Genomic DNA, 23,380 nt, shown 5'->3' with positions numbered 1-23,380 from the left:
CTGATGGCGGCGGAGGCGCGCACCTCCGGCGCCTTCCCCACCGCCCACGCGCGCCGTCGGTACGCGATCGTGGTCGGCATCCTCGTGGTCCTGGCTTTGGTCTTCGGCTTCGCCCTGCTCGCGTGGGAGAACCCCATGCCCGTGGGATCCGCCGGATTCTGGCGGATCGCGAAGCTCCGGATGACCAACGTGACCGTGATGGCGGTGGTGGCCGTGGCTCAGGCCGTCGCGACCGTGAGCTTTCAGACGGTCACGACCAACCGCATCATCACCCCGTCGATCATGGGCTTCGAATCGCTCTACCGGGTCGTGCAGACGGGCACCGTCTACCTCTTCGGAATCGCGGGACTCGTCGCCATCCAGGGGGTGTGGCAGTTCGGCCTGCAGGTGCTCATCATGGTCGGCCTCGCGATGGCGCTGTATGGCTGGCTGCTGTCGGGGCGCTACGGCAACCTCCAGATCATGCTCCTCATCGGGATCATCATCGGAGGGGGCCTCGGTGCCGTCTCGACGTTCATGCAGCGTCTGCTGACCCCCAGCGAGTTCGATGTGCTCGCCGCCCGCCTGTTCGGCAACGTCTCCAACGCGGACGCCTCCTACCTGCCGCTCGCGATCCCGCTGTGCGTCGCCGCATCCGCGCTCCTGTGGCTTCGCGCGCGACGGCTGAATCTCCTGGCCCTCGGAGCCGACGCGTCGCGCTCGCTCGGCCTCGACCACCGGCGCGAGCTCTACATCGTGCTGTTCCTGGTCGCCGTACTCATGGCGACGTCGACCGCGCTGGTCGGGCCCATGACCTTCCTGGGCTTCCTCGTCGCGACCTTGGCATACCAGTTCGCGGATTCGCACGATCACCGGCTGATCTTCCCCGTGGCCGTGCTGACGGCATTCACCATCCTCGCCGGTGCCTACTTCGTGATGCGCAACATCTTCTACGCCCAGGGCATGGTCTCGATCCTCATCGAACTGGTCGGCGGGACCCTCTTCCTCATCGTCATCCTCAGAAAGGGCAGGCTGTGATCACACTCGATGGCGTGCGCCGAGACTACAGCGACGACGTCGCGATCGGCCCCGTGGACCTCCGCATCCCCGCAGGGGGGATCACCGCGCTGATCGGCCCGAACGGTGCGGGAAAGTCGACGCTGCTGACGATGATCGGACGGCTCGGCGGGATGGACGCCGGGGCGATCGAGATCGCCGGCTACGACGTGGCGACGACGAAGTCGCGCGACCTCGCCAAGATCGTCTCCGTGCTCCGCCAGGAGAATCATTTCGTCACGCGACTGACCGTGCGCCAGCTCGTCGGCTTCGGACGCTTCCCGCATTCCCAGGGCAGGCTGACCCCTGCGGATGAGCAGGTCATCAGCAGATCGATCGACTTCCTCGACCTCGGCGCGCTGGAAGGGAGATACCTCGACGAGCTCTCGGGCGGTCAGCGGCAACGCGCCTACGTCGCGATGGTGTTGGCGCAGGACACGGAGTTCGTACTGCTGGACGAGCCGCTCAACAACCTCGACATGAAGCACGCGGTGCAGATGATGAAGCACCTCCGTCGAGCCTCGACGGAGCTGGGGCGAACCATCGTCATCGTGCTGCACGACGTCAACTTCGCAGGCCGCTATGCCGACCACATCTGTGCGATGAAGGACGGTGGGGTCGTGGAGTTCGGGCCGCCGTCGGCGATCATGACGAGCGATGTGCTGACCCGGGTCTTCGACACCCCGGTGCAGGTGATCGAGGGACCGCACGGGCCGCTGGCCGTGTACTACTGACGAGAGCGCGAGCTCAGAGCTCGATGCCGTGATCCTCGTCGTTGACGCCGGCGTTGCGCCCGCGGCGCGATTCGTAGCCGATGAACCAACCGAGCCACACGATCGCGGCGAGCAGGATGCCGAGCCAGACGTTCTCGAAGATCAGACCGATCACGACTCCGAGGATGAGGAGCCCTGCAGTGACGGAGAGGCGGAGCGCGGTGCGGGACATGGCCTCAGCCTAAACGCCGTGCGGGACCGGGGCGCCGGTCAGCGCCCGCGATGGTCTTCCGGGGAGAGGCGAGGGCCGCGCCGCGGCTCGCTCACCCCACTGGCGAAGATGAGACGGATGACGCGCTGACGATGCCCCGCCCACGGCGCGAGCAGCTTGAGCATCCCGTCGTCGTCGGTGCGGTGTCCGGTCAGCGCATGACCGACCTCGTGAGCGAGGTGGTAGTCGCCGACGCTCACCGCATCGGGGTCGCCGAGCGCACGGATGCGGGTCTCGGCGGAGGTCCAGACACCGACGCCAGGGAAGCTCGTGAGCGCACGGTCGCGCTCCTCGCCGGTGGGGGCGTTCAGGAGGGCGCGGCTGATGCTGTCCGCACGCTCCGCCACCCGCACGATGGTCTTCGACTGCGGTGGCTGCACGGCGACGCGATGCCAATCCCAGGAGGGGATCCGCCGCCACTGCGGCGCCGTGGGTGCGGCGTACATCGGCCTGGGGGTCGGACCTGGCGCGCGCTCGCCGAACTTCGTGACCAGCATCCGCCAGGCGCGGAACGCCTCGAGGCCGGTGACCTTCTGTTCGAGGATGGCGCACGCGAGAGCGTCGAACACCACGCCCGTACGAGCCAGTCGCAGACCGGGGGAGCGGCGAGCGACCTCCGCGATCAGCGGATGGTGGGAGGGGTCGAACCCCGTGGGGTCGTCGTCGGCACCGCAGAGGCTGGGGACGGTATCGAGCGCATGCTGTGCTCCGGCACCCCAGGCGGTGGCCCTGATCTCTCCGCCGCCGGCACGCAGCGCGAGGGTCGCGGGGCCGAGAGGGGTGCGCAGGGCGCGCCAGATCACGGATCCGTCGATGACCATCGTCGGGTCTCCTGGACCGCGGCGCAGCATGCCGACCGTGGCGCGCAGGTCGACCGGTGCCGAGGGGCGATAGACCGTCTGGAGGGGAGCCTCCGCCGCAGGCGCGTCGGCGGCTCCGGCATCCGCGGTCATCGTCATGCGCCCACCATACGTGGCGGGCCTGACATCGCGATCAGAAGCGGTCGGGCGAGGGGGTGCCGTGGCCGTAGCGGATCACGACGTCGGCGTGGCGGTCGAACCGGTACCCGATGCCGCGCACGGTGCGCACGATGTCCTCGTAGCGGCCGAGCTTGGCGCGCAGACGTCGGACGTGCACGTCGATCGTGCGCTCGCCGGGGGTCTCGTCATCCTGCGCCTGCCACAGAGCGGAGACGAGTTCGCTGCGCTCGATCGTACGGCCCTCGCGCAGGACGAGGTACTGCAGGAGCTCGAATTCCTTGTACGTGAAGGACGCGGACTCCCCGTCGATCAGCACGCGCTTGCGCGAGATGTCGACGACGACGCCGCCCTCTTCGTCCGTGGTCTCCTCGTCGGCTGCAGCCTTGGTGCGAGCGATCGCGCCGGGCTCGTGCAGCGCGAGGCGGACGACGTCGAGGTCGCGACCGCCGGAGCCGTGCGGGGCGAGGGCCACCGTCGCGTGCGTCTCGGCGCCAGGGGCGAGTTCGGCCAGCGTGCGGCGCAGCGCGTCGACGAGAAGGGGGAGGCTGACCCCGGCCTCGGCCGCCTTGATCTCGTCGAGACCGACGTAGAGGGCGAAGCCACGGGGTGAGCGGACGGCAGGGAGGTCGGCATCCAGCGGTGCACCGGTCTGCTGCGACGAGACGGGACGGACGGCGGTGGCGACGGGACGCTCGAGAAGTGCGGTGTTCGACATGATGATGAAGTCCTCAGGACGTGAGCCGGAGAGAGGCTCTGCTGCATTGCATGAATGACCGGGCGAGCCGGGAGAGCGAGCAGGGGTGGGTGCTCGGAGACCAGTCCTCGCAGATCGCGGGGAATCAGGTCAGACGGAGTGGCTGTTCGTTCAGCGACACATTCGGCAACACATGCCAACGCGACCGGGCATCATCATCCCGGCAGTCCTGTTCGCCTCCTGGGCGGACAAAGGGCTTGCGTTGGTAGTCATGGGGGGATTATGTCCGAAGAAGTCCGGGCGTGTCAAAACGACCGTCGGCGTGCGAGCGGGGCGTAACGTGGCAGAGGTGACCACTTCGACCCTTGCCGCCGGCTTCATCCTCACTGATGAGAAGGACTCGTCCCGCTATACGCTGACGCGCGACGGGCAGCTCGTGAGCGTTCTGGACTACCGCGACGACGGACACACGATCGCCCTCACGCGAGCCTTCACGATCCCGACTTTCCGCGGCCACGGCTACGCTGCGGTCGTCGTCGAGGGCGCAGTGGCCGAGATCGAGGCGCGCGGCGATCGCAAGGTCGATGCGGTGTGCTGGTACGTCGCCGACTGGTTCGAGGCGCACCCCGAGCACGCCTCCCTGCTGCGTTCGCGATGATCCGAGCGCGTGTGACGCTGTGTTACGCGGCGGCGCGCTGACAGGATGAACCCATGAGACTCGCAGAAGCACTCACGGCTCGTGCAGACCTGCAGCGGCGCATCGAGCAGCTCCGCGCCCGCATCACGGCGAATGCCCGTTATCAGGAGGGGGAGGAGCCCGCGGAGGACGCCTCCGCGCTGCTCGTCGAAGCGGATGCGGTGCTCGTGCAACTGCGCGACCTGATCCGCCGGATCAACGCCACCAACTCGCGGCTCGATCTCGGCAGCGACGGCACGATGACGGATGCGCTCGCAGCGCGGGACGTGCTCCGGCTCCAGCACTCGCTGCTGACGGATGCCGCTGCGGCGGCATCCGGAGCCAACGAGCAGTACCTTCGTCAGATGCGGTCGGAGCTGCGTCAGATCGCGGCGCTTCCCGTCGCCGATGTGCGCACGCGCGCCGACGCCGTCGCGCAGCAGCTGCGTGAGCTCGACAATCGGATCCAGCAGGCGAACTGGCTCCACGACCTGGAGGAGTGAGAGCGGAAGTCGGTAGTCACGACGAGGCGGGCACAACCCCTGCCGGAGGGGCAATCCGGCACCGTGGGGTGGAGGGCAGCCCGGAACGCATCGCGCAGCCCCGCACACCGCACGTGTGATCGCGCATCGCGCATCACTCATCACCACGTGCCGATCGTCGCGACGAGGGTGGGTCAGGGGACCTTCCGCTCAGGAACGCTCGGTCGCAGCTGCGGTAATATGGAAGCCTGCTCAGCCCCGTCGGCTGAGGTGGTCAGGCGCCACAGGCGCGCTGGTCCGAGGCTCGAAACCTCCGGCATCGTTCCCGACACCGGAGGTTCTTCCATGTCATCGTCCCTGCGCGCCCGCCCCCAGACCCGGTGGTGGGCGCTCGTCGTCATCTCCCTCACCCAGCTGATCGTCGTCCTCGACGGCACCATCGTCAGCATCGCGCTCCCGCGTGCTCAAGCCTCGCTCGGTCTGAGCGACGGGCAGCGGCAGTGGGTCGTCACTGCGTACGCCCTCGCCTTCGGTGCGCTGCTGCTGTTGGGCGGACGCATCGCCGACTACGTCGGGCGCAAACGCACGTTCATGATCGGCATGGTCGGCTTCGGTGCTGCCTCGCTGTTCGGCGGTCTCGCTCAGACCGGCTGGGAGCTCGTCCTCGCCCGCGGCCTGCAGGGCGTCTTCGCAGCGCTGCTGGCGCCCGCGGCCCTCGCGCTGCTCACCGTGACCTTCCCCTCCGGCCGCGACCGCAACACGGCGTTCGCGGTCTTCGGGACCGTCGCGGGAACGGGGGCCGCCGTCGGGCTGCTGCTCGGCGGATTCCTCACAGAGTTCACCGACTGGCGCTGGTGCCTTCTCGTCAACCTCTTCTTCGTCGCTGCCGGTCTCGTGGGCGGCGCGCTCTTCCTCACCGAGAGCAAGGCGGAGGGTGACAACCGCTACGACGTGTGGGGTGCGATCACCGTGACGCTGGGGCTCGGCTCTCTGGTCTACGGTTTCAGCCTCGCGGAGAACGGGTGGGGCGATCCGCTGACGATCGCCTTCCTCGCGCTCGGCCTGGCGCTCCTCGGCGTCTTCGTCTGGGTGGAGGGCCGCGTCTCCCAGCCGCTGCTTCCGCTGCGGGTGGTGGCGGATCGCGTGCGCGGAGGGGCGTTCCTGATCCAGGGTGTCGCCGGAGCGATCATGATCGGCGCCACGCTCTACCTGACCTTCCATCTGCAGTTCGTCCTCGGGATGGGCGCGCTGCAGGCCGGCGTCGCGACGCTCCCGCTGCCGATCGCGACGATGGTGATCGCGCCGCTTGCGACGAAGCTGCTCACCGTCATCGGACCGCGTCCGCTGCTCGTGGTGGGGCCGCTGATCGCTGCCGCCGGTCTGTTCGTGCTGGCCGGCATCAGTCCGGACGGCGCCTACTTCGTGCAGATCGCGCCTGCACTGGTGCTGCTCGGCGTCGGGATGGGCTTCGTCTTCATCCCGTTGCAGAACCTCGCGCTGAGCGGGGTGGCGTCGCACGATGCCGGCGTCGCCTCGGCCGTCGCGAACTCGGCGATGCAGATCGGCGGCTCGATCGGGCTGTCGGTGTTCACGGCTGTGTACGCGGCGTCCGTCGGGGGACATGCGCAGGGGGAGCTCACGCCGATCCAGCTGACCGACGCCTACGGGTGGATCTTCATCGTCGCGTCGATCCTGATGGTGTGCGCCTCGATCATCGCGGTGCTGATGGTCCGAGGGCCGAAGGAGGAGCTGATGCCCACCGGCCAGGTCGCCGTCGGCGCGCACTGAGCCTGTTCGACGCGCAGACCGTCGTGCCCGGGCGTCCGACTGACCGCCGGGCGCCCGGGATCCGGGGGTCGAGAACGGGCGCCACGGCACGCCTCGGACCGAATGTCGGTGGGGGTTCGTACCGTGTGAGTATGCGAATCCTGCACACCTCCGACTGGCACATCGGCCGCACCTTCCATGGCAACTCGACCATGGATGCGCTGGCCGAGGTGCTCGCCGCGCTCGCGGTGCAGGTGCGGGATCACTCCGTCGACGTGGTGATCGTCGCCGGAGACGTCTTCGACTCCGCCGCTCCCGCCGGTGCCGCCTACACACTGCTCGGAGACGCGCTGGTCGCCTTGCACGAGACCGGCGCCACGGTGATCGTCACCAGCGGCAACCACGACTCGGCCGCACGACTCGGCTTCCAGGCCCGGCTCCTGCGCGACGGCATCCACGTGCTGACCGATCCGCTCGGCATCGGGACACCGGTCACTCTGTCCGATGCCGACGGACCGGTGCACTTCTACGGCATCCCCTACCTCGAGCCCGCCATCGTTCGACAGCACTGGGAGGGCGTCGACCTCCGTACCCAGGCCCAGACCGTCGCACACGCGATGGATCTGGTCCGCGCGGGGATGAAGGAGCACGGCGGCCGCTCGGTCGCGATCGCGCACTGCTTCTCGGCCGGTGTCGACGCCACGATCGGCCTCGAGCGCGAGGTGCGCCAGGGCGGGCTCGACGTCGTGCCGCTGTCTGTGTTCGACGGGCCGGACTACGTCGCGCTCGGCCACATCCACGGACGCCAGCAGATCAGCGACCGGGTGCGCTACTCGGGTGCTCCGCTGCACTACAGCTTCGGCGAGCAGCACAAGCCTCGAGGGTCATGGCTCATCGACCTCGACGCAACGGGCCTGGTCGGTGTCGACTGGCTCGACCTGCCCGTGCCGCGTCGCCTCGTCACTCTCACCGGCACTCTCGACGAGATCCTGTCGAGCGAGAACGTCACAGCCCACGCCGATGACTGGGTCTGCGCGGTCTATACCGATGCGCTGGCGCAGACGGAGCCGATGCGACGACTCCGTGAGCGATACCCGCATTGCGCGATGGTGCAGCACCAGCCGGCCGAGAGGGCGGAGTCGATCGAGCGGTCCTATGTCGACAGGCTGCGCGGAGCGGCGACCGATCCCGAGCGGATCGAGGCGTTCCTCGAACATGTGCGTTCCGGTCACGGCGCCACCGTGCGCGAGGGCGAGTTGATCCGCGAGGTCCTCGACGACCGCGTGCGTGCCGACGCTCTGATCTGACTGCTCTCGCCACGAGCGTCGAGATACCGACCGGGAAGAAGACTCACCGATGAAGTTGCACCGCCTGGAGGTCGAGGGGTTCGGCCCGTTCCGCGACAGGCAGATCGTCGACTTCGATTCGTTCGCCGACGACGGCATCTTCCTGATCGCCGGCAAGACGGGAGCCGGCAAGTCCAGCATCCTCGACGCGGTGTGCTTCGCGCTCTACGGCGGCGTACCCCGCTACGAAGGTGGCGAGAAGCGGCTGCGCAGCGACCACTGCCGGCCCGACGACGTCACGCAGGTCGTGGTCGAGTTCAGCACTCCCGCCGGTCGCTACCGGGTGACCCGGTCGCCGGAGTACGAGCGCCCCAAGAAGCGCGGCGGTGGCATGACCGTGCAGGCAGCGGCGGTGCAACTCGACGTCCTCGTCGGCGGCGAATGGGTCGGCCTCGCCGCCCGTGAGCGCGAGGCGGCCCTCGAACTCGATGAGATCCTGCAGCTGAGCCGTGAGCAGTTCCTCCAGGTGATCCTGCTCGCCCAGAACCGCTTCTCGGAGTTCCTCCTGGCGGGGAGCAGAGAGCGGCAGGCTCTGCTGCGGCGGCTGTTCGGCACGGAGCGGTTCGAAGACGTCCAGGCTCGCTTCGAGGATCGGCGCAAGGCCGCCGAGGCGGAGCTGGGATCACGGCTCGCCACAGTCACGGCACGCCTCGACGAGGGCGAGAGGCTGGTCGCGAACGCCGAGCTCGCAGGCGACGCCACGGACACCGCAGGGGAAGGGGCGGAGGCGGACGCTCCGCCACGGAACGCGGCGACCATCGAGGAGCGGCTGGAGGAGCTGCGTCGCGCCAAGGCACGCGCGGACTATCGCGCCGAGCGGCGAGCGGCTGAGCGGATCGAGGCTGAGAAACGGTCCGCCGCCGCGGACGCCGCGCTCGCTGCACTTCGTGACGAGCAGCGCGCGCAGGCGGAGCGTAATCGTGCCAGGGCAGCGCTCGATCGTCTCGATGCCGAGGAGCCGCGTGTCGCGGAGGCGCGAGCCGAGCTGCGTGACGCGAGGGCGGTGGAGGCCCTGCGGTCATCAATCGCGGCAGCGACCAGGACCGCCGCCGCCTCCGACGCGGCGCGTCAGACAGCTGAGCGCGCACGCGCCGCCTGGGAGGCTCTCGGCATCGACGCCGACGACCATGCCGCGTGGGCGGCGGAACGCACCCGTCAGACCGGCGCGTGGCAGCGGGCGGCCGAGCTCGAGCGGATGGCCCCTGCGCTCGAGCGTGAACTCACCGCGGCGGCCGAGGCCGTGGCGGTCGCGGCTGCGCGCATCGAGTCCGCAGAGACCGAGCGAGCGGTACTCCCCGCCCGGCTGGATGCGCTGACGAAGGATCGTGACGAGGCCAGACGAACGGCCGATCGAGCCGCAGATCTGCTCGCTGCGCTCGAGATCGCTCATGCCCGGCGTGCGGCTGCGGGCGAGGTCGTCCGTCTGACGGCCGATCGGGCGGAGGCCGAGCAGGTTCTGGCCGAAGCCAGCAGCGCCCTCGCGGGCATGCAGACGGCGCTCGCGCGTCTTCGCCAGCGTCGGCTCGACGGATTCGCGGGCGAGCTGGCGACGACGCTGCACGATGGCGATCCCTGCCCCGTATGCGGTGCGCGGGAGCATCCCGCTCCCGCCGTGCACTCCGACCCTGTCTCCGCCGACGACGTCGACGCGGTGGAAGCCGATCGAGACCGGGCGGCCGCCCTGGAGCGCGAAGCGTCGGAGGTCGTCTCGACACTTCGTGCGCAGCTGGCGGCGGCGGTGACCGGGGCGGACGGGCGCGACGTCGACACCGCAGACGACGAGCTCGCGAGGGCGACCGACGAGCACTCCGCCAGCACCGCGGCCTCGGCGAGGGTCGCCGACCTGGAGCGGCAGCGCGATGAGGTCGTCGACCGCATCCGCGAGCTCGACCGCGATCACGAGCGAGACCTCGCTGCGCTCACGTCCGCTCGCGAGGCCCACGCTGTACTCGCGCAGCGTGCGGCTGACGCCGACACCGCCATCGCCGAGGCCAGGGGATCCTACGGCTCGGTGGTCGAGAGGGTGTCCGCGGCCACGAAGGAAGTCGAGTCGGCGCTCGCCCTCGTCGAGGCGATCGCCGAGCAGGAGCGCCGCACCGCCGCCGCCGACGAGACTGCAGCGGAGCTGGCGGCGGCAATCGATGCCTCCGGGTTCGACGATGCCGCCGCTGCGCAGAAGGCGTTGCGCACCCACGCCGAACGGACCGCGCTGGAGGTGCGGATCACCGAGCACTCCGTGCAGCGCGAGAAGGAACGCGCGATCCTCCTCGATCTCGAGCTGCGCACCCTCCCAGAGGAGCCCATCGACCTCGCTCCGGCTGAGGAGCAGTCGCGACTCGCCCGACAGCTCTGGAGCACGGCGGGTGACGAGTCCGGTCGTGCGTCCGCGGTGGCGGAGCAGATCACCGCGCTCATCGACTCCGCCGCCGCCGAGCACGAGCGCACCGCGGCGGATGCGGCCGACTACGAGGTGCTGCGGGGGCTCGCCGATGCCATCGCCGGTCGTGGAGCGAATACCCGCAAGATGACGCTGGAGACCTTCGTCCTCGCCGCCGAGTTGGAGGAGATCGTCGATGCGGCGAATCGTCGCCTCGGTGACATGTCGGCAGGGCGCTACCAGCTGCGGCACTCCGACGCGCTCGCGGCGCGCGGCGCGGCATCCGGTCTCGGCATCGTCGTGTTCGATGCGTTCACGGGTCAGACGCGACCGGCACAGTCGCTGTCGGGAGGAGAGACGTTCCTGAGTTCCCTCGCCCTCGCTCTCGGGCTCGCCGAGGTGGTCACGGCCCGCGCGGGAGGCATCCGACTCGACACACTGTTCATCGACGAAGGGTTCGGATCACTCGACGGAGACACGCTCGACGTCGCGATGCGCACCCTCGACGAACTGCGCCAGGGTGGCAGGACGGTGGGCGTGATCAGTCATGTCGAGGCGATGCAGGAGCAGATCCCGGCACAGCTCGCGGTGCACGCGACCCCGAACGGTCCGAGCATCATCGAAGCCCGGTGAGGGTCGGGTCTCCTCACCGATCACGTGTGGTCGGACGACTGACGCTCAGACGCCGTACTCGCGGCGGATGACCTCGCGTAGCTGCACGCTGCACCGAGCGATCGCCTCACGGAAGTCCAGGAGCGCACCATCCTCGGCGCGGTCGGAGATCGCACGGAACGCACGGATCGGCACTCCGAACTGCTGGGCGACCCAGATGTACGCATAGGTCTCCATGTCGACCAGTCCCGCGCCGGAAGGCCGGATGACAGAGGTGATCCCCGCGTCACCGACGAAGCTGTCGCCGGTCGCGATCAGCACGCCGTCGCGGCCAGTGGACACGCGAGCGGGAAGCGAGACATGCTGCCCGGCCACACCCTCGAGGTCGAAGACGTCGTGCTGCAGCGCACTGCCGATCTCGTGCACGGTCGCGTCGAGCTCCGGGTCGATCCCGCCGGCTGTCCCGACGACCACGACCTCGGAGTACTCGCGGGCGTCGAGCGCGCGAGTGAGGGCGAACACCGCCTGCATCTTGCCCTCGCCGGTGACGAGCTGGTCGAATCCCTCGAGATGCTCCGGGAAGGCCTGGAGTTCTGAGGCCATGGCCGCGACGAGAAGTTTCACTCCGCCATCCTGCCAGGTGCATCGGCGGCCGCGAAGTCAAGTGTATGCGTCCGGTGTCATCTCGATGTAACACTGAGGGAGGATACTGACGTCAGGGAGACCGGAGGAACACATGACCCTGCAGCAGCAGATCTCTGAAGCGCTCGGCGTGAAGGCCGAGATCGACCCGGAGGTCGAGGTGGAGCGACGAGTGTCGTTCCTGGCCGACTACCTGCGGACCACCGGTGCCAAGGGCTTCGTGCTGGGGATCTCCGGCGGCCAGGACTCCACCCTCGCCGGGCGGCTCGCGCAGCTCGCGGTCGAGCGTGTGCGCGCTGAGGGAGGCGAGGCCAGTTTCCTGGCGGTGCGGCTTCCCTATCGCGTGCAGAAGGATGCAGCGGATGCCGAGGCGGCGCTGCAGTTCATCGGACCCGATTCGTCCGTCGAGGTGAACATCCAGAACGGCGTCGACGGCGTCGAGGAGGACATCGAGTTCGCCGTCACCAGCGACATCACCGACTTCAACAGGGGCAACATCAAGGCACGCCTTCGCATGGTCACCCAGTACGCGCTGGCGGGTCACGACGGTCTGCTCGTGATCGGCACAGATCATGCGGCCGAGGCGGTCACCGGGTTCTATACGAAGTTCGGCGACGGTGCCGCAGACATCCTCCCGCTCTCGGGTCTCACGAAGCGGCAGGGACGGTCGTTGCTGCTGCTGCTCGGGGCACCCGACCAGCTCGCCTACAAGGTGCCCACCGCTGATCTTCTCGACGGCCAGCCCGGCCGTGCCGACGAGGACGAGCTCGGACTCACCTACGAGCAGATCGACGACTTCCTGGAGGGGCGGCCGGTCGACCCCGAGGTCGCCGGACGCATCGAATCGCGGTACCTCGCCACCCAGCACAAGCGTCATCTGCCGGTCACCCCGGACGATGAGTGGTGGCGCTGAGCCGCACCCCGTGATCCCGTGTCGGATGCCGCGGCTAGTGTCGAAGCATCCGACAGAACGGGAGCATCGTGCGGATCGACACTCAGGCGCAGCGCGTCATCTGGAGCGCCAGCGACCTCAAGGCGGCCGCAGAGTGCGAGTTCGCGTGGTGTCGAGCGATCGACGCGAAGCTGGGCCGGGTGCCCGCCGTCGAGGAACCCGAAGACGCCACCCTCGCGCGAGCCGCGCTGCTCGGCGACGTCCACGAGCAGAACGTCCTCGCCCGCTACGTCGCCGAACTCGGCGACGACCGGGTGCACCGCATCGAGAAGGTCTCGTCGGTCGACGCCGAAGCGCTGGCCGCCGCTGTGCAGGAGACCATCTGCGCTCTGACCGGCTCCGATGCGCAGATGGTCTTCCAGGCGGCGTTCGCGACGCCTGAGTTCGTCGGATTCGCCGACTTCCTCAAGCGCGACGAAGACGGCCGGTGGCGTGTCCAGGACTCCAAGCTTGCTCGCAAGGCGCGCGTGACCGCTCTCATGCAGCTCGCGGCATATGTCGATCAGCTCGATCGGCTCGGCATCCCGCGGTCCGACGAGGTCGACCTGATCCTCGGGGACGGCTCGCTCAGCACCCATACGGTGGACGACATCCTGCCGCTGTTCCACGTCAGGCGTGCACGGCTTCGCGCCCTGATCGCGGACCGCCGGATCGAGGATCCGTCCGCTGATGGGGCGCTGGCATGGGGCGACGATCGGGGCGACCTCGAGATCGTCGCGTGCGGACGATGCGCGACGTGCGAGGAGCAGGTCGTCGCGCACCGCGATCTGCTGATGGTGGCGCGCATGCGTCCGGTGCAGCGCGCTCGGCTGCGCGCGGCGGGCATCGAGACGATCGACGCACTCGCCGAGGCGACCGCGCCGCCCGAGGGGATGAACCTCGACTCCTTCGAGACCCTGCGAGCGCAGGCGAGACTGCAGATCCAGGCAGACCTCGACGGTGCACCGACGTACGACGTGCACTATGCGGCGGCGATCCACACATTGCCCGTTCCCAGCCACGGCGACATCTTCTTCGACTTCGAGGGCGATCCGCTGTACACCGAGCCCGCGCCGGACGGCGAAGCGCAGTGGGGGATCGACTACCTGTTCGGCTGGGTCGACAACAGCGACGAGTACACCGCACTCTGGGCGCACGATTTCGTCGCCGAGCGTGAGGCGTTCGAGCGGTTCCTCGATTTCGTCGCGCTCCGCCGATCGACGCATCCCGGAATGCACATCTACCATTACGCGCCATACGAGACCTCGCATCTCGTGGCGATGGCGGCGCGGCACGGCGTGCGCGAGGGCGAAGTCGACCGGCTGCTGCGCGAAGGCGTCTTCGTCGACCTGTATCCGCTCGTCCTGCGCACCGTGCGGGTGGGGTCCCGCTCGTACTCGATCAAGAAGCTCGAGCCGCTCTACATGGGCGCCGACGTGCGCACCAGCGACGTGCAGAAGGGCGACGACTCGATCGTGCAGTATGTCGCGGCGCGCGAACTCGCTGCAGCCGGTGAGCAGGCCGACGCCGACGCGGTCCTCGCCGATCTCGCCGACTACAACCGCTATGACTGCGTCTCGACCAGGCGGCTGCGCAACTGGCTGATCGACATCGCTCGGGCGGAGGGCGTGAGTCCCGCCCCACCGGATGAGGCGGACGAGGTCATCTACGAGCCCTCGCCGCGTTCGGTGGCGCTGCTGGCCGACGCCGAGCGCGCCGCCGCAGCGGGGGAGGACGGTCAGGTGCATCGCATCGCGGCGGCCGCGATCGACTACTTCCCTCGTGAGGCGAAGAGCTTCTGGGTCTCGCACTTCCAGCGTCTCCGCGAGCCCGTCACGATGTGGGATGCGACGCGTGACGTGGTGCGGGTCGACAGTGCGTCGTCGGCGGTGCGTCGTGAGTGGAGCGTGGGCGAGGGGCGCCGGGTGATGTCGCGCGACGTCGAGATCCGCGGCGAGGTCTCACCGGGGACGACTCTGGGGGCGGGTGCGCAGCCCTTCGCCCTGTACTCGGTGCCGGCCCCGTTCGACACCGACGTCCCGTCGAGGGCCGTGCACGTGCCGCACAGCGTCACTGTCGCCGAGGTGCTCGACGACGGCTACCTCATCACCGAGACCGCGATCCAGGGGCAGACCTGGGATGCGCTTCCGGTCGCTCTGACGCCGGCGGCTCCGCCGCGGGTGGTCTCCCTCCAGGGAGCCATCGACGAGTGGGCCGATACCGTGCACGCGGCCGCGCCGGAGTTTCCGCAGGATGCCGCCACCGACATCCTGCGCCGCGTTCCTCCTCGCACCGTCTCGGGGGAGCCGATACCCGCGCCGGGCGAGAACACCATCGACGCGATCGTCCGAGCGGTGCTCGATCTCGACCACAGCTATCTCGCCGTCCAGGGTCCTCCCGGCACGGGGAAGACCTACACGGGGTCGCAGGTGATCGCGCGCCTGGTGATCGATCACGGGTTCACGATCGGCGTGGTCGCGCAGTCCCACGCGATCATCGAGAACCTGCTCGAGCGCGTGGTGGCAGACGGCGTCCCGGCGGCGCAGGTCGCCAAGGCGCCGAAGGACCCGTCAACGGATCCCTCGTACACGGTGATGGCCAAGACCGGCATGGCCTCGTTCCTCGCCGAGCATGCCGAGCACGGGGCCGTCGTCGGCGGTACGGCGTGGGACTTCAGCAACACCTCACGCGTCGACCGAGCGGGCCTCGACCTCCTCGTCGTCGACGAGGCAGGGCAGTTCTCGCTCGCCTCGACCATCGCCGTCGCGGCGGGGGCGAAGCGGCTGCTCCTGCTCGGCGACCCGCAGCAGCTCCCGCAGGTGAGTCAGGGCGCTCATCCGGAACCCGTCGACACGTCGGCATTGGGCTGGGTCATGGACGGCGACGCCGTCGTGCGTCCCGACTACGGCTACTTCCTCGCGCGCTCATGGCGGATGCATCCCAGCGTCGCGGCTCCCGTGTCGAGGCTGGCCTATGCGGGGCAGCTCGCGTCAGCGCCCGGCACGGAGGGGCGATCGATCGAGGGCATCGATGCGGGTCTGCATGTCATCCCGATCCGGCACCGCGGCAACGCCACGCAGTCGTCGGAAGAGGCGGCGCAGGTTGTGGCGCTGGTGCGGGATCTCGTCGGACGTGCCTTCACCGACAACGACGAGCCGGCGACCGTCCGTCCGCTCACCCAACGCGACATCATCGTCGTCGCGCCGTACAACGCGCAGCGTCAGACGGTGCACGATGCGCTGGCGGCTGCGGGCTTCCCCGACGTGCCCGTCGGCACGGTCGACAACTTTCAGGGCAAGGAGGCCGTGGTCTCCATCACCTCGCTCGCCGCATCCAGCGGCCGGGATGCACCGAGGGGACCGGAGTTCCTGTTGCTGCAGAACCGGCTGAACGTCGCGATCTCGAGGGCGCAGGTGGCGGCCTATCTGATCCACTCCCCGGCGCTCCTCGACGACCTTCCGCGTACACCGGAGGGGGTGGCGCGAATGAGCGCCTTCGCCCGCCTCGTCGGTGCGGCCGACTGAGACAGGGGCCGGGATGCATACGACAGACGACATCCTGCGCGCCTCGGCGGCGTGGGTCTGGTTTCCCCGAGACAGCGACCATCATGAGGGCGACCTGCAGCTGGTGCGGTACCCCGAGCGGTTCGGAGGGGGAGTACGCGGTTCTCGCGTGAACTCGGATGCCGACCCGGTGACGGTCGTGGATCGCGCGCTCGAGCGTACAAGAGCGTGGGGCGAGAGCGAGTTCCGATTCTGGACGAACGCCGCCGACCGACCCGACCTCGAAGAGGAGCTGCGGCGGCGCGGTGCCGAGCATGTCGACACGGTCGCGGTCTTCGCTCGTCGGGTCGAGGGCGCAGACCTCGGCGTCCCCCACGGGGCGACTGCAGAGGTCGTCACCACGCTCGAGCAGGTGCGCGAGGTCGATGCGATCAACGTCCCGGTCTGGCAGCAACGTCCGCTCGACGAGGACGGCCTGCGCGTGGAGCACGCGGAGGTCGCGGCGGCTCTCACCGCCGGCACGCAGGTGCGAGTGCTCGCCCGGCTCGATGGCCGTGCTGTCAGCACCGGCGGCTGCACGATCGTCGACGGGTTCACGCGTCTGTGGGGTGCAGCCACCCTCCCAGAGGCACGGGGGCGCGGTGCCTACCGTGCTGTCCTCGCCGAGCGGCTCCGCGTGAGTGCCTCCTACGGGGCGACCACCGCACTCGTCAAAGGACGCACCGCGACGTCGGCGCCGATCCTCGCGAGGGCCGGTTTCACACACTACGGAGACGAGCGGGGGTACCGCCTGACGGTGTGAGCGCGACGGCGAATCGGACGCGATGGGAGCGCGAGGATCAGTCGGCGCTGTGGCCGAGCTCCGCGCGGACGATCCGTGCCCCGGCTGACAGTGCGCTGAGCTTGTCGAGCGCGACCCGCCTCGGAAGCGGTGCCATGCCGCAGTTCGAGCTCGGGATGAGCAGATCCGCATCCACGAATTCGAGCGCGCGACGAAGTGTGTCAGCCACCTCGTCCGGGGTCTCGATCTCCTTGCTCGCGACATCGATCGCCCCCAGCATCACCTTCTTGCCGCGGATCAGCTCGATGAGATCCATCGGCACGTGAGACCGATGACTCTCCAGCGAGACGATGTCGATCGAGGACTTCTGGAGCAGCGGGAAGGACTTCTCATACTGCCGCCACTCCGAGCCCAGCGTCGCCTTCCAGTCGGTGTTCGCCTTGATCCCGTATCCGTAGCAGATGTGGACGGCGGTCTCTGCGCTCAGCCCCTCGACAGCGCGCTCCAGAGCGGCGATGCCCCAGTCCTTCATCTCGTCGAAGAACACGTTGAACGCGGGCTCGTCGAACTGGATGATGTCGACCCCTGCGGCTTCGAGCTCTCTCGCCTCCTGATTGAGGATCGTCGCGAACTCCCAGGCGAGCCTCTCAGGGCTGCGGTAGTGACGGTCGGACAGGGTGTCGATCATCGTCATCGGGCCGGGCAGCGCCCACTTGATGGGCTGATCGGTCTGCGCGCGCAGGAACGCGGCATCCTCCACGAACACAGGCTGACGACGGCTGACGGCCCCCACCACCGTGGGCACGCTCGCGTCGTAGCGGTCGCGGATGCGGACCGTCTCGCGATTCTCGAAGTCGACGCCGTCGAGGTGCTCGATGAAGGTGGTCACGAAGTGCTGGCGTGTCTGCTCGCCGTCGCTCACGATGTCGATGCCGCGGCGGCGCTGCTCGTGAACGGCCGTGCGCAGCGCATCCTGCTTGCCCTCGACGAGCTCGTCGCCCTCCAACTCCCAGGGTGACCAGAGCACCTCGGGCCGTGCGAGCCAGGACGGCTTCGGGAGGCTCCCGACGATCGACGTGGGAAGCAGTCGACGCGAGGCCGTGGATGCACCGCCGGTCATCGGACAGGAGCGGGGTAGGAGGCGGCCCACTGGTCCAGCACGCGCCGGTGCGGCGTGACGAAGTGCTCGTCCGCGAAGCGTCCCTGCGTCACCGCGAGACGGCTGCGCTCCTCACGGTCATAGGTGATCTCAGTGTGCCGGAAGTCTTCATGCGCCAGGCTCGGACGGTAGACGCTCTCCGCCTGCGCGTTCGCGTTGTAGATCTCGGGTCGGTAGATCTTCTGGAACGTCTCCATCGTGCTGATGGTCCCGATGAGCTGCAGGTCGGAGTAGTCGCTCAGCAGGTCGCCGCGGAAATAGAAGGCGAGCGGGGCGGCACTGCCACGCGGCATGAAGTACCGCACCTGGAGTCCCATCTTCCCGAAGTACTCGTCGGTGAGCGAGAAGGAGTCCTGGACGTACTCGATGCCGAGCACCGGGTGGTGGTTCCCGGTACGGCGGTAGGTCCTGCTGGTGGAGACGCTGATGCAGATCACGGGCAGGCTCGAGAACCGAGCCTGGTACGCGTCCGACTCGAGGAAGTGCTGGAAGAGCTTGCCGTGCAGCACACCGAAGTCATCCGGAGTCGTGAATCCGGTCGAGCCCGCGTTCGCTGCGGGCAGGAGCACGCTGAAGTCGTAATCGCGGAGGTAGGAGGAGAAGTTGTTCCCCACGATGCCCTGGTGGCGCTCTCCGGTGAGCCGGTCGAGGATGTGGATATCGAGCATCTCGAGGACGGGGAACTCCCGGTCCTCACCGTCGGAGAACCGCAGATGCACCGAGACGATGTCGAGCTCGACGGTGTACCGCCGGGGGTCATCGCCGGGCGCGAGATCGTTGAAGCGGTGATCGATCATGGCCAGCGCGTTGCGGAGGTTCTGCCGGCGATGTTCCCCGCGCGCGAGGTTGGCGAAGTTCGTCGTGATCCGCGAGCTGTCCGACGGTGCGTAGTCCTCGTCGAAGCGCGTGGTGGTGATGCTGAACGTGATCTCGTTCGCCATGAGGGGGCCAATCCGGGAAGGGAGAGGCCGACTGGCCTCGGGAGTGCGGTGTTCTCATCGTGCAGGGAGAGCAGGGTCATCGGGTAATTCGGCTCCGCTATGAACTGATATAGCCTTCTCCTATGGCCAGGCGACCGAGCGGGATCACGCTGCAGCAGCTCCAGTACTTCATCGAAGTGGCGGCGGAAGGATCGATCACCGCGGCGGCCGACGTGCTCTACGTCGCACAGCCCACGATGTCTGCGGCCATGAAGGACCTGGAGACGCGGGTCGGACGATCCCTTCTGACCCGATCGGCCCGAGGAGTCACGCTGACCACCGACGGCACCGAGTTCCTGGGGTATGCCCGGCAGATCGTCGAGCAGGCCGAGCTTCTCGAGCAGCGCTATCTGGGCAGACCCCCTCCCGCCGTCTGCTCGGCGTCTCGACGCAGCACTACTCGTTCGCCGTCGACGCCTTCGTGCGGATGGTCAAGCGATCCAGCGCCGCCGAGTACGAGTTCTCCCTTCGGGAGACTCGCACCTGGGACATCATCGAGGACGTGCGGACGCTGCGCAGCGAGCTCGGCATCCTCTTCCGCAACGACTTCAACCGGAATGTGCTGGACAAGCTGCTGCGGGATTCCGGTCTCGCCTTCCATCCGCTCTTCGTCGCCGAACCGCACATCTTCGTCTCGCGGCGGAACGCGCTCGCCTCCCGCGAGCGCGCGACCCTGGACGACCTCGTGGGTCTGCCGCGGCTCACCTTCGATCAGGGGGCCAACAACTCGTTCTACTTCGCCGAGGAGATCCTCTCGACCCTCTCCAGTGCGCGGGAGATCCGGGTCTCCGACCGCGCGACGATCTTCAACCTGATGATCGGACTCGACGGCTACACCATCTCCACCGGCATCATCAGCGACGACCTCGACCCCGAGATCGTGGCGGTACCTCTCGACGTCGACGAGCGGATCGAGATCGGCTGGATCGGACGCTCGGCCATCCCGCTCACGGAGCAGGCGCAGCGGTACCTCGACGAGGTGCGCGACGTCGTCGCAGGGTTCGGCGTCGCGCTGCTCGACTAGCGCGCCACCCGCGTGGCTGGGAGGCGCACGCGATCGAGCGTCAGACGGTGCCGTAGAGGCGATCCCCGGCGTCACCGAGGCCGGGCACGATGTAGCCCTTCTCATTGAGTCGCTCATCGAGCGCACCGAGCACGATCGTCACGTCGCGATCCCCGACGAGCGCCTCGATGGCAGCGAGTCCCTCGGGCGTCCCGAGCAGGCAGATCGCCGTGACATCCTTGGCTCCGCGGTCGAAGAGGAACTGGATGGCTGCGGCCAGAGAGCCACCGGTCGCCAGCATCGGGTCGATCGCGAAGCACTGGCGGTCGCTGAGGTCGTCAGGCAGGCGCTCGGCATACGTCGTGGGCTCGAACGTGGTCTCGTCTCGGACCATGCCGAGGAAGCCGACCTCAGCGGTGGGGAGCAGCTTCACGAGACCCTCGAGCATGCCGAGGCCGGCGCGCAGGATCGGTACGACGATCGGGCGCGGCTCAGAGATCTTCACGCCCATGGTCGTGGTGACCGGGGTCGTGATCTCGACCGGGCTGACCTTCACGTTGCGGGTCGCCTCGTACGCGAGAAGTGTCACGAGCTCCTCGGTCAGCTGGCGGAAGACCGGCGACGGTGTGCGGTGGTCGCGCAGTACCGAGAGCTTGTGGGTGACGAGAGGGTGGTCGGCGACGTGGACACGCATGGATACAGGCTAATGGGCGGACGGCTCCGGCACGACATCGACTGCGGAAGGACACCGCAGCCGCTGTCGTAGGCTCGACGCATGAAGCCCTCCGATCGTGTCGCGATGCGTCGAGCTCTCGAGCTGGCAGCCGACGCGGCACAGGCCTCGGAGATCCCCGTGGGGGCTGTGGTGCTGGACGCTCAGGGGATGCAGGTAGGCGAAGGACGCAACGACCGCGAGGCGACGCATGATCCGACCGGGCACGCCGAGATCGCAGCTCTGCGAGCGGCGGCCGCGATTGTCGGCTCCTGGAACCTCGAGGGCCACACGCTCGTGGTGACCCTGGAACCCTGTGTCATGTGCGCCGGCGCGATCCTGCAGGCGCGGATCAGTCGGGTCGTGTTCGGCGCCTGGGACGACAAGGCGGGGGCTGCCGGCTCGATGTACGACGTGCTCCGCGATCGACGTCTGCCGTACCGCGCGGAGGTGATCGGCGGCGTCGAGGCGGATGCCGCCGGAGCCCTGCTCCGAGACTTCTTCGAGCGCCGTCGCTGACGCGGAGCCCGCGCCGACTCAGTCCGAGGACTTGAGTACGAAGACGTCCGTCGAGGGCTCGGGATCGAGGGACGGACGGTACACGTCCGGCTCGATGTAGATCACGCGCGCGATCGGCAGGGCCTCGCGGATGCGACCTTCGATGGCGTCGATGTCGTCAGCGGCCTCGCGCAGCGGCTTGTCGGCGCTGAGCGCGATCTTGGCGGCGACCATCAGCTCATCCGGCCCGAGGTACAGGGTCTTCATGTGGATGATCTTCTCGATCTCGTCACCCGCGTTGATGGCGTCGACGATCCGGTCGTGGTCGGCCTGGGTCGCTCCCTCTCCGACGAGGAGGCTCTTGGTCTCCACCCCGAGCACGATGGCGATGAGCACGAGCAGGATGCCGATCATCAGAGTGCCGAGCGCATCGAAGAGCGGGTTGCCGGTGATGATGGTGAGTCCGACGCCGAGCAGTGCGAACGTGAGTCCGGTGAGGGCCCCGACGTCCTCGAGCAGCACGACGGGGAGCTCGGGGGCCTTCGCCCGGCGCACGAAGGACACCCACGACTGGTCGCGGTCCCGCACCAGGTTGCTCTCCCTGACGGCGGTGCGCAGCGAGAACGACTCGAGCCCGATCGCCACCACGAGCACGACGATCGGCAGCCACCACCAGGTCTTGTCGAGCTCGTGCGGGTGGGTGAGCTTGTCGATCGCCTCGTAGATCGCGAAGAGTCCGCCGACGGAGAACAGGATGATCGACACGACGAACGCGTAGACGTAGCGCTCCCGGCCGTACCCGAAGGGGTGCGACCTGTCCGCCTCGCGCTTCGCCTTGCGGCCGCCGAGCATGAGGAGGAGCTGGTTGCCGGAGTCGGCGACCGAGTGGATCGCCTCGGCGAGCATCGACGCGGAACCCGAGAGCGCCCAGGCGAGGAACTTCGCCAGGGCGATGCCCAGGTTCGCCAGGAATGCCGCGATGATCGCCTTGCTGCCGCCGGATGCACTCATGCGTCGAGTCTAGATCTGCTCGCCCGTCGACACCGGAAGAGCCCGCCGTAGGATGACGACATGGCTGATTCTCTCCCCGCCCTCGCGTTCCTCGGTGCCGGTTCCATGGGGGGAGCGATCCTCCGCGGAGTGGTGGCGTCGGGTATCCGCGTCGACGGCGGCATCACGGCGACCAACCGCACCGCCGAGAAGGCGGCTGCCTTCTCCGAACTCGAGGGCGTCACGAGCATCGCGCTCTCCGACACACCCGACGGCAACACCGAAGCGGCTGCGCAGGCGCGGATCGTGCTGGTCGGCGTCAAGCCCGCGATGGTGCCCGATCTGCTGCGGGAGATCGCTCCGTCACTGGCTGACGACGCGATCGTCGTCAGCCTCGCGGCCGGCGTCACCCTGCAGACGTTCGCCGACAACCTGGGCGCTGAGGTCCGCGTCATCCGCTCGATGCCGAACACCCCGTCGACCGTCGGCAAGGGCATGACCGGTCTCGCGGCCGGCGCTGCCGCGACCCCCGACGACGTCGCGCTCGTGCACCGCCTGTTCCAGACCGTCGGAGCGGTGGTCGAGGTGCCGGAATCGCAGATCGATGCGCTGTCCACCATCTCCGGCTCAGGTCCCGCCTACGTCTACCTCCTCATCGAGGAGCTCACGAAGGCGGCCGTCGGCATGGGATTCAGCGTCGCCGATGCGCGGCTGATGGTGGAGCAGACCTTCATCGGCGCCACCGCCCTGCTCGACGCCTCCGGGGAGGAGCCGTCTGAACTGCGTCGTCGGGTCACGAGTCCCAAGGGCACGACCGAGCGCGCCGTCGCCGTGCTGCAGGACGCGCACCTCGATCGCACGTTCGCGGAAGCGGCGGATGCGGCGCTCGCCCGCGCCCGGGAACTCGCGGCCGGCGCCTGACATGCAGCTGCGGTTCTCGGGGGAGATCTGGTACTGGCGCGGGCCCGCGCCGTTCCACTTCGTCACCGTGCCGCCGGCCGAGAGCGAGATGATCGGCGAGGTCGCCGGCGTCGTCACCTACGGGTGGGGCATGATCCCGGCATCCGTCACGATCGGCAGCACCACGGTCACCACGGCGCTCTGGCCGAAGGACGGCGGCTACATCGTCCCGATCAAGAAGGCGCTGCAGGACCGCGAGGAGATCGGCGTGGACGACGACGTGGAGATCGTCCTCGACGTCGACGCCTGAGAACCGCCCGCGTGCGAT

At 68.6% G+C, this 23,380-nt stretch carries 21 protein-coding genes and 1 pseudogene; 14 read left to right on the top strand and 8 right to left on the bottom strand.

Annotated features, from left to right (window positions below; all coding sequences use genetic code 11):
* Window positions 1-3 precede the first annotated feature (3 nt).
* Window positions 4-1,017, top strand: coding sequence for an iron chelate uptake ABC transporter family permease subunit (locus tag BLW44_RS14970; RefSeq protein WP_060927554.1), 1,014 nt, complete (start codon window positions 4-6; stop codon window positions 1,015-1,017).
* Window positions 1,014-1,769 carry an iron ABC transporter ATP-binding protein gene (locus BLW44_RS14965; protein WP_060927555.1) on the top strand — a complete coding sequence of 252 codons (756 nt, stop codon included), beginning with the start codon at window positions 1,014-1,016 and terminating at the stop codon, window positions 1,767-1,769. Before BLW44_RS14970 ends, BLW44_RS14965 begins: the two co-directional genes overlap by 4 nt.
* A 13-nt stretch (window positions 1,770-1,782) precedes the next feature.
* Here the strand turns inward: BLW44_RS14965 and BLW44_RS14960 are convergent, their stop codons facing one another.
* The 3 genes from BLW44_RS14960 to BLW44_RS14950 are packed head-to-tail and all read right to left on the bottom strand — an operon-like array spanning window position 1,783 to window position 3,714.
* On the bottom strand, window positions 1,783-1,980 hold the full coding sequence (locus tag BLW44_RS14960; protein WP_060927556.1) for a hypothetical protein: 198 nt from the start codon (window positions 1,978-1,980) through the stop codon (window positions 1,783-1,785).
* Between the two features lie 38 nt (window positions 1,981-2,018).
* On the bottom strand, window positions 2,019-2,978 hold the full coding sequence (locus BLW44_RS14955) for a DNA-3-methyladenine glycosylase family protein (RefSeq protein WP_082724570.1): 960 nt from the start codon (window positions 2,976-2,978) through the stop codon (window positions 2,019-2,021).
* Window positions 2,979-3,012: 34 nt separating this feature from the next.
* On the bottom strand, window positions 3,013-3,714 hold the full coding sequence (locus BLW44_RS14950; protein ID WP_060927557.1) for a winged helix-turn-helix domain-containing protein: 702 nt from the start codon (window positions 3,712-3,714) through the stop codon (window positions 3,013-3,015).
* A gap of 328 nt (window positions 3,715-4,042) precedes the next feature.
* Between BLW44_RS14950 and BLW44_RS14945 the strand changes: the two genes are divergently transcribed.
* From BLW44_RS14945 to BLW44_RS14925, 5 genes are all read left to right on the top strand, one after another.
* A complete protein-coding gene (locus BLW44_RS14945) occupies window positions 4,043-4,351 on the top strand; it encodes a GNAT family N-acetyltransferase (RefSeq protein ID WP_060927565.1) in 309 nt (102 codons plus the stop codon).
* 53 nt (window positions 4,352-4,404) lie between these two features.
* Window positions 4,405-4,872, top strand: coding sequence for a DIP1984 family protein (locus tag BLW44_RS14940; RefSeq protein ID WP_060927558.1), 468 nt, complete (start codon window positions 4,405-4,407; stop codon window positions 4,870-4,872).
* Window positions 4,873-5,196: 324 nt separating this feature from the next.
* Window positions 5,197-6,639, top strand: coding sequence for an MFS transporter (locus tag BLW44_RS14935; protein WP_060927559.1), 1,443 nt, complete (start codon window positions 5,197-5,199; stop codon window positions 6,637-6,639).
* Window positions 6,640-6,770: 131 nt separating this feature from the next.
* Complete coding sequence (locus BLW44_RS14930; RefSeq protein WP_060927560.1) at window positions 6,771-7,925, top strand: exonuclease SbcCD subunit D; 1,155 nt, start codon at window positions 6,771-6,773, stop codon at window positions 7,923-7,925.
* 49 nt (window positions 7,926-7,974) lie between these two features.
* The gene (locus BLW44_RS14925; RefSeq protein WP_074731869.1) at window positions 7,975-10,974 is read left to right on the top strand and encodes an AAA family ATPase; all 3,000 of its coding nucleotides are present in this window, start codon (window positions 7,975-7,977) and stop codon (window positions 10,972-10,974) included.
* Between the two features lie 45 nt (window positions 10,975-11,019).
* On the opposite strand, the gene BLW44_RS14920 is transcribed toward BLW44_RS14925, so the two are convergent.
* Window positions 11,020-11,577: a phosphorylase family protein gene (locus tag BLW44_RS14920; RefSeq protein WP_060927424.1), complete on the bottom strand. Its 558-nt coding sequence runs from the start codon at window positions 11,575-11,577 to the stop codon at window positions 11,020-11,022.
* Between the two features lie 112 nt (window positions 11,578-11,689).
* Here BLW44_RS14920 and nadE point away from each other — a divergent pair, with 112 nt between their 5' ends.
* The 3 genes from nadE (at window position 11,690) to BLW44_RS14905 (ending at window position 16,831) form a co-directional block, all read left to right on the top strand.
* On the top strand, window positions 11,690-12,508 hold the full coding sequence (nadE, locus tag BLW44_RS14915; RefSeq protein ID WP_060927423.1) for an ammonia-dependent NAD(+) synthetase: 819 nt from the start codon (window positions 11,690-11,692) through the stop codon (window positions 12,506-12,508).
* A 68-nt stretch (window positions 12,509-12,576) separates the two neighbouring features.
* Window positions 12,577-16,050, top strand: a complete 3,474-nt coding sequence (locus BLW44_RS14910) for a TM0106 family RecB-like putative nuclease (protein ID WP_082724565.1) — start codon at window positions 12,577-12,579, stop codon at window positions 16,048-16,050.
* A 13-nt stretch (window positions 16,051-16,063) separates the two neighbouring features.
* The gene (locus BLW44_RS14905; RefSeq protein WP_060927422.1) at window positions 16,064-16,831 is read left to right on the top strand and encodes a GNAT family N-acetyltransferase; all 768 of its coding nucleotides are present in this window, start codon (window positions 16,064-16,066) and stop codon (window positions 16,829-16,831) included.
* 37 nt (window positions 16,832-16,868) lie between these two features.
* Here BLW44_RS14905 and BLW44_RS14900 read toward each other — a convergent pair whose 3' ends face one another.
* Together BLW44_RS14900 and BLW44_RS14895 are read right to left on the bottom strand one after the other, a co-directional pair.
* Window positions 16,869-17,930 (bottom strand): methionine synthase, encoded by a 1,062-nt coding sequence (locus BLW44_RS14900; RefSeq protein WP_060927421.1) that lies wholly within the window; start codon window positions 17,928-17,930, stop codon window positions 16,869-16,871.
* On the bottom strand, window positions 17,927-18,910 hold the full coding sequence (locus tag BLW44_RS14895) for a putative oxygenase MesX (RefSeq protein WP_060927420.1): 984 nt from the start codon (window positions 18,908-18,910) through the stop codon (window positions 17,927-17,929). Before BLW44_RS14895 ends, BLW44_RS14900 begins: the two co-directional genes overlap by 4 nt.
* A gap of 122 nt (window positions 18,911-19,032) precedes the next feature.
* Here BLW44_RS14895 and BLW44_RS14890 point away from each other — a divergent pair.
* A pseudogene (locus BLW44_RS14890) lies at window positions 19,033-19,973 on the top strand (LysR family transcriptional regulator).
* 40 nt (window positions 19,974-20,013) lie between these two features.
* Here the strand turns inward: BLW44_RS14890 and upp are convergent.
* Window positions 20,014-20,646: a uracil phosphoribosyltransferase gene (gene upp / locus BLW44_RS14885; protein ID WP_060927418.1), complete on the bottom strand. Its 633-nt coding sequence runs from the start codon at window positions 20,644-20,646 to the stop codon at window positions 20,014-20,016.
* Between the two features lie 81 nt (window positions 20,647-20,727).
* Between upp and tadA the strand changes: the two genes are divergently transcribed.
* Window positions 20,728-21,183 (top strand): tRNA adenosine(34) deaminase TadA, encoded by a 456-nt coding sequence (tadA, locus tag BLW44_RS14880; protein ID WP_060927417.1) that lies wholly within the window; start codon window positions 20,728-20,730, stop codon window positions 21,181-21,183.
* An 18-nt stretch (window positions 21,184-21,201) separates the two neighbouring features.
* Here tadA and BLW44_RS14875 read toward each other — a convergent pair whose 3' ends face one another.
* Complete coding sequence (locus BLW44_RS14875; RefSeq protein ID WP_060927416.1) at window positions 21,202-22,173, bottom strand: cation diffusion facilitator family transporter; 972 nt, start codon at window positions 22,171-22,173, stop codon at window positions 21,202-21,204.
* 60 nt (window positions 22,174-22,233) lie between these two features.
* Between BLW44_RS14875 and proC the strand changes: the two genes are divergently transcribed.
* Window positions 22,234-23,073, top strand: coding sequence for a pyrroline-5-carboxylate reductase (proC, locus tag BLW44_RS14870; RefSeq protein ID WP_060927415.1), 840 nt, complete (start codon window positions 22,234-22,236; stop codon window positions 23,071-23,073).
* Between the two features lies 1 nt (window position 23,074).
* Window positions 23,075-23,362 (top strand): DUF1905 domain-containing protein, encoded by a 288-nt coding sequence (locus BLW44_RS14865; RefSeq protein ID WP_060927433.1) that lies wholly within the window; start codon window positions 23,075-23,077, stop codon window positions 23,360-23,362.
* Window positions 23,363-23,380: the final 18 nt, after the last annotated feature.

The sequence above is a fragment of the Microbacterium hydrocarbonoxydans genome (assembly GCF_900105205.1).
Classification (GTDB): domain Bacteria; phylum Actinomycetota; class Actinomycetes; order Actinomycetales; family Microbacteriaceae; genus Microbacterium; species Microbacterium hydrocarbonoxydans.
Note: the sequence above shows the minus strand (reverse complement) of the source record. Positions and strands in the feature narration are given on the sequence as shown.

Excerpts from the sequence above, each read along its gene's own strand:
- BLW44_RS14905 (WP_060927422.1), top strand. The coding sequence starts at position 16,064 with ATGCATACGACAGACGACATCCTGCGCGCCTCGGCGGCGTGGGTCTGG.
- BLW44_RS14950 (WP_060927557.1), bottom strand. The coding sequence starts at position 3,714 with ATGTCGAACACCGCACTTCTCGAGCGTCCCGTCGCCACCGCCGTCCGT.
- proC (WP_060927415.1), top strand. The coding sequence starts at position 22,234 with ATGGCTGATTCTCTCCCCGCCCTCGCGTTCCTCGGTGCCGGTTCCATG.
- BLW44_RS14875 (WP_060927416.1), bottom strand. The coding sequence starts at position 22,173 with ATGAGTGCATCCGGCGGCAGCAAGGCGATCATCGCGGCATTCCTGGCG.
- BLW44_RS14955 (WP_082724570.1), bottom strand. The coding sequence starts at position 2,978 with ATGACGATGACCGCGGATGCCGGAGCCGCCGACGCGCCTGCGGCGGAG.
- BLW44_RS14970 (WP_060927554.1), top strand. The coding sequence starts at position 4 with ATGGCGGCGGAGGCGCGCACCTCCGGCGCCTTCCCCACCGCCCACGCG.
- BLW44_RS14960 (WP_060927556.1), bottom strand. The coding sequence starts at position 1,980 with ATGTCCCGCACCGCGCTCCGCCTCTCCGTCACTGCAGGGCTCCTCATC.
- BLW44_RS14935 (WP_060927559.1), top strand. The coding sequence starts at position 5,197 with ATGTCATCGTCCCTGCGCGCCCGCCCCCAGACCCGGTGGTGGGCGCTC.
- BLW44_RS14925 (WP_074731869.1), top strand. The coding sequence starts at position 7,975 with ATGAAGTTGCACCGCCTGGAGGTCGAGGGGTTCGGCCCGTTCCGCGAC.
- BLW44_RS14900 (WP_060927421.1), bottom strand. The coding sequence starts at position 17,930 with ATGACCGGCGGTGCATCCACGGCCTCGCGTCGACTGCTTCCCACGTCG.
- nadE (WP_060927423.1), top strand. The coding sequence starts at position 11,690 with ATGACCCTGCAGCAGCAGATCTCTGAAGCGCTCGGCGTGAAGGCCGAG.
- upp (WP_060927418.1), bottom strand. The coding sequence starts at position 20,646 with ATGCGTGTCCACGTCGCCGACCACCCTCTCGTCACCCACAAGCTCTCG.
- BLW44_RS14930 (WP_060927560.1), top strand. The coding sequence starts at position 6,771 with ATGCGAATCCTGCACACCTCCGACTGGCACATCGGCCGCACCTTCCAT.
- tadA (WP_060927417.1), top strand. The coding sequence starts at position 20,728 with ATGAAGCCCTCCGATCGTGTCGCGATGCGTCGAGCTCTCGAGCTGGCA.
- BLW44_RS14865 (WP_060927433.1), top strand. The coding sequence starts at position 23,075 with ATGCAGCTGCGGTTCTCGGGGGAGATCTGGTACTGGCGCGGGCCCGCG.
- BLW44_RS14895 (WP_060927420.1), bottom strand. The coding sequence starts at position 18,910 with ATGGCGAACGAGATCACGTTCAGCATCACCACCACGCGCTTCGACGAG.
- BLW44_RS14940 (WP_060927558.1), top strand. The coding sequence starts at position 4,405 with ATGAGACTCGCAGAAGCACTCACGGCTCGTGCAGACCTGCAGCGGCGC.